The sequence below is a fragment of the Paenibacillus sp. SRL342 genome (genome assembly GCF_984798905.1).
Genome location: NZ_OZ481790.1, coordinates 2050719 through 2066944, shown reverse-complemented (window position 1 = coordinate 2066944; position 16226 = coordinate 2050719). Strand labels below are relative to the sequence as shown.

Sequence of the window (16226 nt, the reverse complement as noted above, 5' to 3'; positions counted from 1 at the left end):
TAATGTATAATAAATTTATATGATTAGGAGGTGAAAACTTGAATAATAGAGTATACAAAATAAATGCCAACAAGCTACCAGATGATGTTTCCCAGTGGAAATGGGAATCGGTTAAGACGGATCTCTGGGAAGAACTCCCTCAAATTGCTTGTGTATTTGTAGTAGTAAAAGTAGAAGACGGTGTAATAATTCCTCTGCAAGCAGCCAGTTCCGAAAATCTTCGAGGTTACTTTTATAAAGGTAACTTAAAGGTTCGCGCGCATAACCGTAACGAGGAAGTTCATTACATACGGGAATCCAATGAAGTAACACGAAGAAAAATGAAATTAAGACTTGACGAAGTTTTTGGGTTAAAGTATGTATATTGAGAATTTTGAAGGAGAGTAATCTCTCCTTTTTTTAATGAAGTCTTTACTTCGAGCAAACTTCTATATAATGAAGTCCACTTGCCACTACTGTTCACACCCTTGAATTCAATATCTTCAAAGTTAAAATATCGGATCACTTTTTTCTCGCCCAATCCTATTGATTACATATTGATTAGACTATCCCCTTCTTCAATGGTAGTGTTACTTCCCAAATGGGTTTGAACAATTGATCCTTGGACAGCAATCAATTTACCATTCAAGTAAACCTTAGCATCGTTACCTGTAGAAACACTTCCTGTACCACCACCAGATGTACCTGGACTAATGGATATAATAGATCCTCCTCTTTGCGGAGAGGGAGAAGGGTCGGCAGCCCATTGTTCTTGCGTTGAATCCCCTATACAAGCCACGCTGACGCCGTTAACCTTGAATTTATTGTTGATGGGAGCTACTGCACCCGTAACCTTTGCATTGGTCGTGTGAGTCGTCGTACTGTATTGAGGGACTCCATTCTCATCATAACCATAGATGTATCGTTCAACGTATGATACATGTCCTGTTTTAGATGAATCCGCTAAGTGTGATCCCTGTAATGCTACATTTGCGATATAAATCTTCCTTTCTTTTACATCATGTAAATCTTAAGATATCTCTGTTCAGTTGAGTTATCACCAGCGTAGTCTATTGCCTGTTTTCCAGAACTGTCTCTAAGCTCTGCGTCTGCTTTTAAACCCGTCATTTCTCCGAAATAGAATACATTCTTGTTAATAACAGTTAGCATCAGCGCCGTTTTTCCATCATATCGCTGAACATCCACATCAAGTGCATTACGTTTAATTGCTTTGTAGGCTTCATAATTGTTTTCTTCAATGACGTACATCAGAAGTGTGTTGTTACCATTAGTAGAATCTTGGGCGTTCACATCCAGTGTGCCATTGTTCAACGCTGTACGAATCTTCTCTGCGTCCAATTTCCCATCTGTACTGTACGTTTCCCGCAAATTTGCTACCTTCTTATTTGCTGTTGTACTCGCTGATCCACTATTAGAATTACTTGGATTGGTAGCACCCGTTCCAGACTGACCACCCGTTGAACCATTGTTAGAGCTAATTCCAGATTGACCAGTTGTTCCACTGTTCGTTGTAGTATTACTAGACGATTTACCTTCTTTTAACGAAACCTGAGAACTAGTAACAGATTCTACAGTGTAACCCATAGCATTAGCAGTGTCTCTCACTGGGAGATAGAGTTTTCCATTCACGTTAAGTGGTGAATCAGATAACTTAGCCTGAGAACCATCTACTACAAACTTTACACTTGATTGGGTTGCTTTAAGGTATGTAGCTGCTCCTACTGCTGTTCCTGCTGTAACCGCAACACCAACAATCAAACCTAATGTAAACGTAGACATCTTACTGAACACTTTTTTCATATTATGTACCTCCAATTTAATATGGGATATACCTAGTAAAACTAGATACAGTATATCCCATATATCGGTCACATTAATGAATTTTATTACTTAACTACTTCACTCTTACTCCGTTAATGTAAACCTCTTTACCAATATTAACTGATGGTTCCTTAGTCTCTTCTGGTTTATGCGTAATCAGGCTTAAGTAACTATTTAACAGGTCTGGTTCAGTGTATTCCTTAATTTGTTCATAAATATAGTTGTCCAACATCTTTGTTAGATTATGATCCATGATGAAATTCATAAGAATATCGCTTTCTTTCATGGTCGTTTCGTACAACTTTCTCGTTTCCTGAAGCTCCGTCATTAATGCTTTCTCTAGCTCAAATCGTTTATCCATATGTATATTCCTCTCTATTAACTAGTTTGTGTGAAAATTGAATGCTTTACCGTGGAACTCAAACGTACCGTCTGCTGTAATCTCAATATAACCATTGGTATTACCGATCTTCATTGGCCCTCCATCTGCCATTGCTATTAGCTCTTTTGCTGTAATTACTACCTTTTCATCTTGAGAATCTAGGTAAACTCCGTCATCTCTCAGGTCAATGCTACGCTCTTTCCCCGTATTTGATGCCTTATAAAGTTGCTTATAACCACCGTTGTACTTAGTGTTTACCATCTTAGCCCGATTATTTGCCCCACCATCACCTGTACCAATGATATCAGTTGGTTGAGCCGCATCTCCTGAGCCATCGAAACTAATCTCTCGCTTAATCTTCTCATTAGTCAACTTATACGCATAAGCGATAATGCCTGTGTTATCCGTAGTCAGAATCCGTTTCTCACTGTCTTGCCAAAACAATAGACGATCACGAGAATCTTTAGCCTGTTCTTTGGATTGAACTTGTGCTGTAATCCATCGTTGGTAATTGTCTTGAATGTCAATATAGTCAATAAACTGCCCAACCTCTGCGTCCTTACCTATCGTTTTGAGTCTATTAACAGTCAAGTTGTTCACATAGCCGTCATCAGCAAGAATTGTATTGACTTCTAACATTTCAGCCAACAATCTGCCAACGCCTTCTAAATCCATATTGTTCAACCACATTTTATTTCCATTGGTCTCAAGCATTGTTTGCCCATCTGAACCCTTGATAACAAGGTCACTCATAGTCGCCCTACCTTTAGGATTAACCCAAAATGGAGCACTATTAGGGTCGTCATTACCAAGGTAAATTCCCTGATTGTTTACATGGAGCACTGAATCACCTTTACCAATAGTAAGCGATCCTCCGACAAGCTCCCCATCAGTAATAAATGAATCTTTTAGATGAGCCGCATTAGCATAAAGAATACCATCCAGACCAACTCTAAAAGGTGCATCTTCAAAAATTTCTGCTCCCAAGTAGATTCCACTATAATCTGCCTTGAAAACATGGCTTCCACTACCAATTCTCATAGTGGCTCCCTCAATTGATCCATCAGTTATAAAACTTTCCCGAAAGTGACCACTTCTAGCATTCAAATTACCATCAGTATCTAGCCAAACTACTCTCTCCATCTCTCCGGTTCCAGTATTCTTATCAATGAAGAATCCGTCTTCATTCGTCATTTGCAATTGTTCCTGATAAAATCGGATATTTTTTCTATCAATGATTGGACATTGCAAGCTATGTATAACTTCCCCGTTTGCTAAAGTGAATACGCTTAGAAATCCACCAACTTGCTCATCTGCTAATCTAGAGTAAACCTCTCTATATATCTCTAGTGGATGCAATCTACCATCAAGACTTTTTGCAATGTCAACTGCTTCTTTAACATGTACTCCTACCGCCGCAAAAGCTGATTCATCGTAATTACAAACTTCCCTAATTACCTTATAGTTTGTTTTTGACGCGATGTTGTATATTACAGGTATATTATTCTCAAAACAACATAGAGTCATGTCGGCACAAAGTTTCTCTTTAAAATCAAAATCTTTACTAAAACTATAATCTTTTGCCTCAAAAATGTACTTTTCTAACTCATATTTAGTAATTTCTTTTAGACTTTCGACACTATGATCTGAACTCTTCTTAAATGATTCAATAATCCTCAAGCTTACTACAGCATGTCCAGAAGCAAAAAGCACAGTATTTCCAATTTGTTCAATTTTCCTTGCGTGTCCTGATGCATAATTCAGACCATTATATTTCAAAGATAATCTGGAATCTCCAGCAATCATAAGACTGCTGGAAGAAAGTTTCATTAAAGCTAAACTCATTTATTTACATTCTCCCTTTGTATGTATTATTCAAATCCGTATCCAATATCTTCAAATTTCTCGCATAGATCACCATAGATTGTTCCATCAATTCTTGCCAAATCACCTTCGTAATTGTTCAGAAACATGTAAATCTCGTCTAACATCGCTTTATTCTCTTCATTATTCGCAATTTGAACATATGGCTTGTCCTCAATCATCTTGATCAACTTATTTACTGCTTCAGAACGATTCAAAACAACTGGCGTAAGATGAATCAATTCTGTAAAAGAGGTATACATGCCCATGGCAATCCATTTACTTTCCGTACTGTTGATATCAATCATATTCACAATTCCTCATTCCCTATGTATTATTTTTCAACTATCACTATCTACGGTCAAACTACATCCAAACTTTTTTCCTCTTCTTCTTTATCCCTGTTGCCCTTGTGTCACTTCCAGCCTATCCGCTGCATCAACCTGCACCACACATATCGAATCCTACGCGTATCTCATTCCTCCCGTTCATCTGTATTCATAGGCTCCAAGAGTCTGCCTTGGAATTCGTTAACCTCATGTAGTCAATTTAATTCTGAGAATTAATAACGTAAACGTGACTTTCCATAAAAATTTGGAGGCCTCTATTCTCTACATTTCTTACTCACCTCCCCTCAATACTCATCACAAATCTGTCAACTAAATGAGCATCTAGAAGCACCACATAGAGTTAACTATTCTTTAGTCTAATGATACAGGGTGCTTTATAACGACAATTTAGTTGACAAGCAATATTAATAATATTAATGAATAGAATAGTAATCATCTATTTTGTCTTTTCAATACATTGGATACATATTGTCTAGAACAGCTCATTAACTCAGCAATCTTAGAGTTTGATAAACTTGTATCACTTTGCTTCAACCTTCTAATTTTTGATGCCTTATCATCGTTATCTTCTTTCGAATCTACTATCTGATGATACACAGAACCTTTAATATGTAATGGAATATTTAATCTTCTTCTCAATTCTTTGTTAACTCTTGCTTTCAAATATCCTGCTTTAACTAATATTACAGGCATATAAGCTGCCATTTTCCTCAGTAAAAATGCATTCAACCACCGTTGAAAACCTTCATCATAATCATTTACTTCTAGTAAATCCAGTTCTGACTTCCTGTTCGAATTAAACTTGAAATTGTCTTTGTACAATTGCTTGTAATCAATATTCTCCATTCTTAGAAGTTCAACTACCTCTGAATCACATGTCCAGCCCTGAAGCCCTATTTTCTCACTAACCAATTTGTATATTAAGTCAGAAAGTCTCTGATTCATCTCAGAAATGTCCTCCTCTACACGTTCAGGAAAAACACGATTTGCTTCTTCCACTCCACATAGACCAAGAAGCTGCTCCCTTTTAAAACTCGAAATCGTCAAATGGTTAGAATAAAAAAACTTACTCATCTCTTCAGCGAGCATAAGTCGCTCTGTATCCATACTCACGATCTCGTAATATCTGGCTAAATTTCTAAATGTCTCTCCATTTCTAAAAGAACTCTTCTGGTACTCCTTTACCTTCTTTTGCATCTCATCGGGTAACTCATCTATACCTATTGTGTTGAGCAAATACATGAAAATCATAATAATCACTTTGGTATTAGCCTTATTAATGTTCTGAGCGCTTGAGTCATCACTTAACACTTCTTCAATAACTTTTCCAATTGGTGCAAACACTATTGCATTGGTATTCTTGAGATCTAGACTTTTCATTGTCGCAAGTTGGGGTAACTTTCTCCTTGCAACTTCGTGTATCTGAATCAGAAGACTAAGTGTACCCTTTGTTCGTAAAAACCTACTCAAAAATGGGTAGTTGTTATGTAAATCTACGTCGTACTTAAACCGTTCAAGAAATTCGATATTAAAATCAATCAACTGTTCCTGATCCATTTGCCACTCTGTTTTGACCTCAGCTATGTTGTATAGTTGCTTTAAATAATTAAATGCTTTATGTATAGGTAATCTTGTCATTCGTTCTATTACTTGCACGATATCATAATGGACACCACATCTACTCGAATGGCATTTGTAAAACCACTTGTCTTCATACTTGTAGATGTTTCCACTGCTTGAATTACTACTATTGTGAAAGAAACAAAGAAATCGATCAGATTCTATCCCCAGTAATTGTTTTAAATTCTGTCTTTTTAAAAACTGTCTGATATCATTGCGGTCAATGTAACAAACCTCAGGCTGGTTATCTACACCTAACCTACTCTTTAATTCTAGTAAACCCTCAAACCCACGGCTTATCAGTGAGATGTTTCCAAAGTCTATGTTCGAGTAATCTATACCTTTTCGAGCTGGAAGTCTCTTATTAGAAGGAAGTAACTTATTATTGTATGTAGGTGCTTTGTTTCGATTGACACATAACTGTGAGTCCACCTTAATGATTACTCTTTCAATTGTTTCTTTAAGACGTACAATAAGTTCTGCTGCATCATACCTAATGTTTCTTTTAAATGTACCAAGTTTTATCGTGAATGGATCATTCGGTTCTTTTAAATGAAGTGTATTGGGCACCCTTAATAACCTTGCTGGATTCTTGACTGCGGTATCAGCATTAAATATGTATATCAGTAATCCTTCTAGTGTTTCAAATTGATGTTTTTGAGCTCCAGTTTCAAGTAAATAATACACATGATAGCCATTCTTCGTTTCTACAACAGCACTAGGAGGAATCCCGTATTTTTCCAATTCTATTATACGCTCTTTGAATAACTGCTTGTAATCAAACCTTTGTTTGTTGTTTAAAGAGCTAAAGCCTACCTTAACTAACTCTTGCAAATCATTTCGTGTTCCTGTGAAGCCTGAGGCCACAATTTTATGCTCCAGTTCATCTTTTATGTCCATATCTACAAAACACGCCCGAAAATCTGTTATCTCTTCATTTTTGTAACCTCCACCGTTAGGTAGATAAAATATTCCATAACCTTGTTCATTCCATTCTTCGAATTCTTTAATAGCTTCTTTGCTGTAATATTTCATTTTACTCTTGTACACTTTACTATGTTTTTTTCCTTCTAATATGTACTCAAAATTAATTCTTCCATTATCGAATCCGGTTTCAAAGAACTCCCTGATCTTTTCATTATTCAAAAAGATATATTTCTCCCTTCTATGTTTGACTGATTAAAAGATATTCGATTATCAAAGGACGTTGAATTAGATATTATTAATTCATTTTAAAATCATACTTACTAAGCAACACTCTAAACTCTTCGTAAAGACGAAGCTCCTTTTCTGATGGTGAAAAGTCAGGATCTGAACCAAAACCAAAATCAGATTCATAAGGTTGAGTAAAATAAAACATCAACATCATTAAGCTAAACTGTTTCGATTCCCTATCTCCTTTCAGTATATTTTTGAATTTTCGTAACAATTTTTCATTCAAACGATAGGTTCCTTCTTCATCAAAAATTATTTCTTCATATTCCTCTAGTAATTTCTGACGTTCACGTTGATCTCTTAATACATTAATGATATCTTCGTTTGATCTTGATATAAACTGGTTAGTAAAAACATTACCTTGATCATCACTCTCCTCATACTCCTCAACTTCCCACTCATCCGTTTCAGTATAATAAATTTCTTGAATTAAGAGTTTCTCTGATGCAAGCAATTCCTTTCCAAATAGTTCTGGTGGTATCTTAGGGAAAATATCTACTAGTTGATCTATTCTCTTAGGAGGAATACTCCGCTTACGTCTAAGCCATGCATTTAAATTCTGAGGAGTAGTTTTCATTCTTATTGCGAGCTCTTTAAACTCCATATTGTATACTTTACATATGTAATCCAAACCGATTTCCAAATCGCACCTCCAAATGTTTTATTATAAAACAACTTCCAAAGACAATATATCATTTACCATGCTTATAAGCAAGTGTTTTTTGTTTTATTTTAAATCAAATTTGATCTTTGAGAAACTCTTTTCTTTCCAATTAGATATAATACTTTCAATTCTGCGAGTGCACTTACACATTTTTAATAACATTTCCCTAGTCGGAAGAAAGTTCAGTATACGAAAAAGTATGATTTTAAGGTTATAGCACTTTCTCTAAATCAAGTACAAGTTATTTCATTGGATGGAATCTATTCTCAAAAAGTCTTGCCACTTAATCAAAACCAAGAAAAGAACTGTTTCAATGGGAAAGGTGTATCGCCTTTAGACAAGAGGAAACACCATAGGTCAGTGAATAAGCGATAACTTATGAAGTTACCCATATCCCAATCCCCCTATCGAACTCTTGTAGAGGTGACCTAAAAGATAGTATCTATATAGCTAGAGTTTTGCTTTTCTATTTTAGTGCATAAACACTCCAGTATTTTCAAGTAGATGATTAAACACGTTTTCGGGTATAGTTGTCATTTGCTTGGCTCCTTCTTTCATGATTAAGTAATTCAGAGTAATACCCGGTATTTTATGTATTGGATAACTCCAAATCATGATATACAGCTTTATTAATTGATTCTTATTAAGGTGGTCATTATGAGATATAAGAAACGGTATGAATATAAGACTATTTCTCGTTACCAGGACAAAGAAGTTGCAGTTTCAGAAGAGCTCATTGAAGAACAAATACTCAATTGGATGGAATTTGTTCTTCTGAATTATTCTGTTGAGAACAAGATAGAAAACAAACAAAATCCGGAGGATTGATTGTCGATGATTGTCTTAAAAGATATGCAAAAGCTAAATACAGCTCAAATTACAGCCTTGATCGGTAAGATCAGGGCTATTGTTTATACTCGGGTATCTTCTGACATGCAAATTGATAACTATTCCTTAGAATCTCAAATTGACATATGTCTAAAAGATGCGAAGGATAAGTTTGATATCAGTGAAGATGAGATTATTGTTCTTCGTGAAGAGGCAGAATCAGGAGACAACCCTAATCGTCCGATGCTGAACTATATCCTCTTCCTACTACAAAAGGGATTAGGAACTAAAGTTATCTTCCTACATCCAGATAGATTGAGTAGACATCTTCACCTACAACAACAAATTACCCATCAAATATGGGAACTCGGTTGCGATTTACATTTTGTTGAGTTTGACTTACAAAAAGGCAATGCGGAATCAATGCTAAACTATAATATTCAAGGATCAATAGCTCAATACAATAAGGCTAAGATTCTGGCAAATACTAAGCGTGGAAGAAGGACAATGGTTTTTAACAATAAGATACCCGGAATGAATCGTATTTATGGGTATACCTACGACAAAGACCTGAACACTCTTGTTGAGAATGAATATGAAAAAGAGAGATATTTGACTATGGTTAATATGATACTGGAAGGTTCAACTTGTTCAGAGGTTGCTGCATACTTGGCTAAAAAGAAACATCCTGCACCAAAGGGAGATAAGTGGTATCAAGCAACAATCAGTAGAATACTCAGAAATGAGTCTTATATGGGCACGTATTATTATGGAAAAACTGAAGTGGTACGAGTAAACGGCAAGAAAAAACAAGTACCTAAACCCAGAGAACAATGGCAAAAGATTACCATACCTGAATTTATTGATGAGATTACATTTGGACGCTTGCAGAAATGTTTAGATGGTAATATCAAGAATGGTGGTCGCCCATCAGAAGACTATTTGCTAAAAGGCATTGCTAGATGCGGAAGATGTGGAGCAGCAGTCTCATCGGGTATAACCACTAGAACAAAAAATGGATTGTTAAAATATTATAGTTGTACAAGAAAAACAAGAAAATCATATAGTGTTGAAACAGGAGAGCCCAATAAGATTTGTTTAGGTGAAAATTGGCGAGTTGATATGGTAGACTCTCTCATCTGGAATGAGGTAGTGAGGCTGATTGATAACCCTAAAACATTGATTGATAAGATGCTTGATAAGATTTCTGATGTATCAAAAGTTAAAGAAATGGAAAAAAATAGAGATGGAATTATCAAATTTATAAAAGATAAAGAGTCAGCAAAGGATAGATATATTGATCTCTATGCTGACAGAACTATTAAATCTAAAGAAGAGTTAGCAACTAAATTGGAACCAGTTGAGAAAGAGATTGTTGAATTAAACAAAGAATTATCTGCCATAAACGAAAATTTAGATCTGAACAGTGGACAAAATAAGGATATGTCACTAGGGATGTCATTGCTTAACAAATATCAAAGTATCATCAATAACGAATTACAGATTAAAGACGCAAGAAAAATCGTGGGTATCCTCCTAGATAAAATAGTCTTATATGATAATAAACGCATCGAGATACTATATAAATTCACCGCTGAAAGTAAATTAGTTAGAAATGCTACCTATGTCTCTGATTCAGTCAACTTAAATAAGCTTAAGTGGGTAGTTGAATCCCCTCCTGCTAAATGGAGCGAGATTGAGCACCTTTACCCTCAGATGCTAAAAATGTATAACGAAGACTTGCTTAGTTTTGAACAAATTGCTGAATCAACCGAAGCAGATTGGTGGACTATTAAGCAATTGTTTAAGGCTAAGGGAGCCATCTTGCTTACAACCAAAGAAAGGGGCATAAGAAGACGAGCTCGTGACTTCGAGAGGATATACGATTTACACTTTGTTGATAGACTAGCTTTTACTCGGATATACAAGGAACATGGATTAAGTCCAACTTACTGTAAACAGGTACTTGAAGAAAATATGCACAAGTTAAAAAAATGAAAAAAATCCCCCTCTTAGTCCTCTGGAACGAATAGTGTATTCCCCCTCCTCTATGGAGGGCTATTTTGTATAGATGGGATGGCATTATAGTGTCGGTTTTATCCAATAGAATTTCACTCGTTAAAATTCAACTCTCGTGTCGAAGCAGATGTGCTAGGGGCATATTCTGTAAAATGGATACTATTTTAGATTTAAAATAGCCCCCACCTATTAGTAGACCGGCTAAGACTGGAATATGAATCGTTAATGAATCCAACTTCACGGAATAATTACAAGTGCTAAAGCAATATTTGGCAAATACCAGCTAGTTGTAGGTGTAAATATACCCCCATGCATATTCCTCTCAAATCTTAGATGATCCCCAAACACAAAAGCCTAAGCAATAACGCCTAGGCTAATGATTGTTACAGTCTATCCATCTTAGCAAGCATCTTCTCTCTTGTTGGGTTAGTGTACAGCAACGTAGTATGTATGTTACTGTGCCCGGCTTGATTGGCTACCTCATGCACTGACATATCATTCTCTAATGCATGGGAACAGAAGAAGTGACGCAAATCGTGTGGCGTGATATCTTTGCCTATGATACCTGAATAATGCTTAAACAGTTTATTGATTACTGTTCTATCTAGTTTGCTTCCACGGTTACTGACAAACAAGTATTCTCCATTGATACCCTTCTCTTCTCTTTCCTTGATCCAGCTTTGCAACGCTGTCCTTGCTTTGCTCCCTATATTCACATTCCGCTGTTTCTTCCCTTTACCCTCTGACACAATCAATTCCCTGGATGTTAGGTTGAATTCATTCATCCCAATGTTTAAGCATTCACTAATACGTAGACCACAATAGGCCAGTAATGAAACGATAGCATAGTTACGCTTAGATTCACTCTCTAATACTAGTTGTCTGAATTTCTCTACATCAGCAAGCCCAACCGTAGCCAATGAAGCATATTGTTTCTGTAGCTTTAGCATATCCTTCTTGCTTATCACCTGTTCAGTTTGGACATTCGTTTCAATGAGACACTCATTGAACTTAATCAATGCACTTATCTTAGCGTTGATCGATGTTGGACTGTTCTTCTTAATCGTTTTCAAGTAGCTTATGTAATCTTTAACATTCTCTCTATGTACTTTCTTAAACTCGACTCCCTTACTTTCCTCAAACCATTTAATATATCCTCTAACATTTAGCATGTAGCTTTTAATTGTGTTGGTACTTAGTTCATCGGTTATTAGCTGCTGCTCAAACAATTGAATCATTAGCTCACTCCCTATCAGTTATGTTGCATTATCTAAAGGCGTATATCCACTAAATTATGTTGCATTACATGCTCTTATTCTACCCTTATACATCACGAAATGCAACATAATTAATATTATGTTGCAAAATAAATTAATGTTTATTCCGGACTGCGACAATGATATATTTGAGGATTAATGGCTGCTAACTTCAATTTGAGGTTACAGTTCGGAAATCGAAGTTCGATTCCTTGTTGTCCACTTGTAGTAGTGTAACAATATGGTACTGGAACAACATCGTAATTTCCGAAGTCACTAACCGGTCATTTAGGATGGTTACTTTTAACTGTCTGGATATTCACGATAGTTCACCACTGTTTGGGACAGTGTGTTCTGTTTAAGAAACAATCCATCACGATCAATTGATTAAGGAAGAGAAAACATTTCAAATAGCTTTCCTAATACCGAGCGGTGCAATGTCATACCAAATTGTTCATATGACAGAATCAACAAATTATAATCACATGGATCGTGATTCCAATCGTGTACGATACAACAACTATCCATTTATGCAGTTAAATCAACGTTTTAGCTTCTTTGTCAGGTCAATTTATCCTATATCGTAAGCGCAATCGTAGAATGACGATCAACACCCTATAAAGCTAGTCGTAGCAACGATTATAACAAATTGGTAAATTTTGTATGTTAACGATTGAAATATCAAAATACGTAGACAGGACAAGGAATTTCGGCTTTTTCCAAAAGTTCAATCGTATAGTAACAGGATTACCTAAAATGATGACTTATTTATGCATTATTTCACATTTATTCATACATCCTGAAAAATTGCTTCACGATTAAAATTAAAAAATTGATAAATAAAGAGAAAAGCAAGTAAACCTTACCGAAAAAAGGAGTTGGGTTATACAGACTACTTATTAGTCCATTTGATTGCTTTTAATTCTCTTTTCCATTGCTTTATGTAGAACTAGTATAATCATAGATGCAAAAGTTAAAATATCTATCTCTCTTGAAAACTCGTCTTCTTTTAGGTATTGAACAATTCCGTAAAATTCGTATGGAATATAGCATATAAAAAAAATTCTAGAGCTATTGCTATGATAGAGGCAAACTTTGCAATAATCATTTCAAGCTTCTTTGATGCTGCAGAAAATGACGATACACAGAGATTAAAAGCCGCAATGAGCAATGACAATATTCCTGTGACAAAAACAAAAAGTACGTTAACTATTATTGAAAGAAAAAGACCCTCTTAAAAGGGCCAGAAGCTAAAATCTATTTTATTTTTGAAAAATCTACTTTGTATGTTACTGAAAGTTCTTTTCCAGCATACATATATATTAATTCTGCATCCTTACTGAAATCTACATTTTTCATATCAAAGTATGCAAATATGTTAGCTCTATAAGCTGGAGAATCAGGCCAATTCAAGGATCTCTTCACATCGTTCGTACCTTTGATTTCTACAGGATGATAAATCTTATTACCTTGTTTAAAAACTACCTTAATGGAGTCAGTGAAATCGATATTGTTACCATAAGCTTTTAAATTGAAACTAATTCTATCTGCTTCTCTATAAAAATTGGCATAGTACTTAGCTTCTTTTAATGTGTAGTTTTCGTACTTATTCGAAGCCAGAAAAGAAGCCAGAGCCACAAAACTATACGGGGTGTCGAGTTGAACCTCAGGCTGCCATATTTTCATTTTATCGTTACTAATAGGTAAGTTTTGCTTCAGTGTGAAAGCTTGAAGAGAATCGTATCCCTTTTTTCCTAATGCGATTGCATTTTTAATCTGCTGATCAGATAAGTGATATATTGCATACTTAATTTTGTTGCTTTCTTTTTGGGAACTGCTAGTACTGCTTGATTTGATATTTATCATTTCGGATTGGGGAGTGGCATAGACTGAACTTGATAATAATGTACTAGCTGCTAATACGGAAATTATTACTTTCTTCATTTTTTTCTCCTTTTAATATGTATTTAGTACATTGTATCCTGTCTTCCAACATAGGTAAATAGTTCTAGTAAGTACGAGCGACCACGAAGCCTTCTGGACAGTCTCTGAGGTCATCTACGTAGAGGTTAATCTTATCTGTCATGGTCGCACATCCTTCCTTTCTTTTAGCGAATAGAAATTACTGTTCGGAGTCCACCCTCATTAAGGTTAACTTCATATCCACCGATCAGTTGAACTGTTTTGTACAAATCTTCGGCAATTCGTTTATAGTTGTCTCCATAGTGAAAGGCATCAAGAGAGACTTCCTTGTTTGTATGTAATTCTTGCAGCAAATTAACCATTACAAGAATACTATTGTTAGTCGTAGCCATTTATTTCACCTCCCAATTTCACTTTAATTTATCTCTAAGATTCCAATCCTATTCTGATCGACACTATATCAACCATTGATGTAAGCTGCTTTCACATAAATGCCAGCAAGTTGATATAATCGAAAATCATTATATTCAATTTCATTTTCATAGATTATAACAATTCGATCGGACAATTCATCAATATTCAGTTCTTTCACACTTGTCAATGAAATTGACTTTTCCAAACTATCTTCTTCCCCTGTATATACTTCATAGATCACCTTGTAGATATAACTCGTGTTTTTATACCTGCTCTTTAGATCATCTGGTAATTTTTCATGGAATATCTTTGTCGAATCATCTGGTGAAATATAATGTACAGCGTACTCCACTATATGCACTCCCTCTCATTTCATTAAAATAGCCATTTTAACTAAGCGTCAGAATATAAGAAGACTTTATTCTTCCTTATCTCGTTGTCTCAGTTCAAAAATAAGATCATCTATCCCCATTGGTTCCCCTCTTTTTCTCCGTTCAAAATAAGCTTTTTCTTCTTCAAGCTCCCTTCTTTTGATTTCTTCAATCCTTTTTTCCTCAATTAATCTTCTATTTGCATTGGCTTTTTCGGCTCTTTCCTGATTTAACCTCTTTATAACTATATCTGAATTTCCGCTAACAATTTCGAAATATTCCTTAAGTCTATCAATTGATTCAACATAATCTACAAATTCCATTTTACTTTTCTTAAATGAACTTTCTCCTCTAAATATTGAAAAGAACTTCTTCCGGAATTTCAAGTGATACTCTTGAAAACTTCCTCCATAATTTACATTCGATCTAATCACATCTTCAATTGCTCTTCTTAATTCCCAATTTGAGCTGTTCATGGAAAACTCTCCCGACTTCAAATGAAATAGTTATTTCAATAAAAAGAAATTAAAATAAACTCTCGATGTAATTAACAATGTTACTCCAAAAGGAGAATAACAAAATAAATCCCACAGAAATTGAAACAATTATAGATATGAGGATTGGATGCCTTTGAGGAAATGAATTTGGCTTTAGATCGCTATTCTTGTTTTCATCCGTATTTAAATTAACTTGATGACCAATTGAAGAGTTTTTTATTTTGTTATTGTCTCCGATTTTTATATCCATCTATTTATTCCCTCCAAATATTCTACCTATTCCAGATTTTTTTATTTTGTTGTTATCTCCAATGTCAATTGATCCCTCGTATATAATCTTTTCAATATTAATTGTAACCAACTCTTTTTTTGTAGGATCTGATTCAACTTGTTCCCTTATATCTAAGTCATCTAGATTTTCAAAACGTTTCTCCAGCTCCATTAAAATATCAATCAGCTTTGATTTAACATGTGAGACAATGCTCTCAATTTTATTAGAAGGAATAGCAACCCTCATGCCAGCTATTTGAAGATCGAGTTTCGATATGCTATGGCAGTACGATGTCGGAATTTGTTTAACATAGTTATCCCTGTCTTCACTATTCAAAATCAACTGCACTGCTCGAATACTGTCATCAATAAAAACAGAATTAATCTCTTTAATTTCATTTTTTTCCAGTAAAAATTCTAGTGGGACTTGATGATCAGTATATTTTGTGCCACGATTAACAATAAAAGTACCTAAGGCAACTCCCTGCAAAATTCTATATTGCGGGAGATCATCTTCAGCACCATATCCCTCAAGTTCTCCATTAATCCAATTCATTATATTCTTGTCGTCAAGATCCGTAAGTATAACTTTCATTCGTAATAATATATTCTCAAGATCAACATTATTACTGACAAGATCAATCAGAAGTTTACTTCTTCCCATATTCATCTCTCCCACTCTATATGAAATAAACCTTTTAGACATCTATAATAGTAATCTAAAATTTACTTT

General features: G+C 35.1%; 16 protein-coding genes. 4 read left to right on the top strand and 12 right to left on the bottom strand.

Going from position 1 to position 16226, the window contains the following annotated elements; translation table 11 throughout:
- Positions 1 to 38: 38 nt before the first annotated feature.
- Positions 39 to 368: a hypothetical protein gene (locus AC4E8D_RS09490; RefSeq protein ID WP_490206137.1), complete on the top strand. Its 330-nt coding sequence runs from the start codon at positions 39 to 41 to the stop codon at positions 366 to 368.
- A 625-nt stretch (positions 369 to 993) separates the two neighbouring features.
- On the opposite strand, the gene AC4E8D_RS09485 is transcribed toward AC4E8D_RS09490, so the two are convergent.
- From AC4E8D_RS09485 to AC4E8D_RS09460, 6 genes are all read right to left on the bottom strand, one after another.
- The gene (locus tag AC4E8D_RS09485; RefSeq protein WP_490206136.1) at positions 994 to 1800 is read right to left on the bottom strand and encodes a stalk domain-containing protein; all 807 of its coding nucleotides are present in this window, start codon (positions 1798 to 1800) and stop codon (positions 994 to 996) included.
- Between the two features lie 94 nt (positions 1801 to 1894).
- Positions 1895 to 2182, bottom strand: coding sequence for a hypothetical protein (locus AC4E8D_RS09480; protein ID WP_490206135.1), 288 nt, complete (start codon positions 2180 to 2182; stop codon positions 1895 to 1897).
- A gap of 21 nt (positions 2183 to 2203) precedes the next feature.
- Positions 2204 to 4048, bottom strand: coding sequence for a hypothetical protein (locus AC4E8D_RS09475; protein WP_490206134.1), 1845 nt, complete (start codon positions 4046 to 4048; stop codon positions 2204 to 2206).
- 26 nt (positions 4049 to 4074) lie between these two features.
- Positions 4075 to 4374: a hypothetical protein gene (locus AC4E8D_RS09470; protein ID WP_490206133.1), complete on the bottom strand. Its 300-nt coding sequence runs from the start codon at positions 4372 to 4374 to the stop codon at positions 4075 to 4077.
- Between the two features lie 474 nt (positions 4375 to 4848).
- Entirely contained in the window at positions 4849 to 7182 is a 2334-nt protein-coding gene (locus tag AC4E8D_RS09465; protein ID WP_490206132.1) for a hypothetical protein, read from the bottom strand.
- Positions 7183 to 7258: 76 nt separating this feature from the next.
- Positions 7259 to 7894: a hypothetical protein gene (locus tag AC4E8D_RS09460; protein WP_490206131.1), complete on the bottom strand. Its 636-nt coding sequence runs from the start codon at positions 7892 to 7894 to the stop codon at positions 7259 to 7261.
- Between the two features lie 678 nt (positions 7895 to 8572).
- Here AC4E8D_RS09460 and AC4E8D_RS09455 point away from each other — a divergent pair.
- Together AC4E8D_RS09455 and AC4E8D_RS09450 are read left to right on the top strand one after the other, a co-directional pair.
- Entirely contained in the window at positions 8573 to 8743 is a 171-nt protein-coding gene (locus tag AC4E8D_RS09455; RefSeq protein ID WP_490206130.1) for a hypothetical protein, read from the top strand.
- Positions 8744 to 8749: 6 nt separating this feature from the next.
- The gene (locus tag AC4E8D_RS09450) at positions 8750 to 10741 is read left to right on the top strand and encodes a recombinase family protein (protein WP_490206129.1); all 1992 of its coding nucleotides are present in this window, start codon (positions 8750 to 8752) and stop codon (positions 10739 to 10741) included.
- 404 nt (positions 10742 to 11145) lie between these two features.
- On the opposite strand, the gene AC4E8D_RS09445 is transcribed toward AC4E8D_RS09450, so the two are convergent.
- Entirely contained in the window at positions 11146 to 12000 is an 855-nt protein-coding gene (locus AC4E8D_RS09445; RefSeq protein ID WP_490206128.1) for a tyrosine-type recombinase/integrase, read from the bottom strand.
- Positions 12001 to 13097: 1097 nt separating this feature from the next.
- Here AC4E8D_RS09445 and AC4E8D_RS09440 point away from each other — a divergent pair.
- Positions 13098 to 13256 (top strand): hypothetical protein, encoded by a 159-nt coding sequence (locus AC4E8D_RS09440; RefSeq protein WP_490206127.1) that lies wholly within the window; start codon positions 13098 to 13100, stop codon positions 13254 to 13256.
- Between the two features lie 19 nt (positions 13257 to 13275).
- On the opposite strand, the gene AC4E8D_RS09435 is transcribed toward AC4E8D_RS09440, so the two are convergent.
- The 5 genes from AC4E8D_RS09435 to AC4E8D_RS09415 all read right to left on the bottom strand — a co-directional run bounded on the left by AC4E8D_RS09435 (position 13276) and on the right by AC4E8D_RS09415 (position 16157).
- The gene (locus AC4E8D_RS09435) at positions 13276 to 13962 is read right to left on the bottom strand and encodes a hypothetical protein (protein WP_490206126.1); all 687 of its coding nucleotides are present in this window, start codon (positions 13960 to 13962) and stop codon (positions 13276 to 13278) included.
- 164 nt (positions 13963 to 14126) lie between these two features.
- Positions 14127 to 14333, bottom strand: coding sequence for a hypothetical protein (locus AC4E8D_RS09430; protein WP_490206125.1), 207 nt, complete (start codon positions 14331 to 14333; stop codon positions 14127 to 14129).
- A gap of 68 nt (positions 14334 to 14401) precedes the next feature.
- Complete coding sequence (locus tag AC4E8D_RS09425) at positions 14402 to 14707, bottom strand: hypothetical protein (RefSeq protein WP_490206124.1); 306 nt, start codon at positions 14705 to 14707, stop codon at positions 14402 to 14404.
- 66 nt (positions 14708 to 14773) lie between these two features.
- Entirely contained in the window at positions 14774 to 15202 is a 429-nt protein-coding gene (locus tag AC4E8D_RS09420; protein ID WP_339193955.1) for a hypothetical protein, read from the bottom strand.
- Between the two features lie 271 nt (positions 15203 to 15473).
- On the bottom strand, positions 15474 to 16157 hold the full coding sequence (locus AC4E8D_RS09415; RefSeq protein ID WP_490206123.1) for an AbiTii domain-containing protein: 684 nt from the start codon (positions 16155 to 16157) through the stop codon (positions 15474 to 15476).
- Between the last annotated feature and the right edge of the window lie 69 nt (positions 16158 to 16226).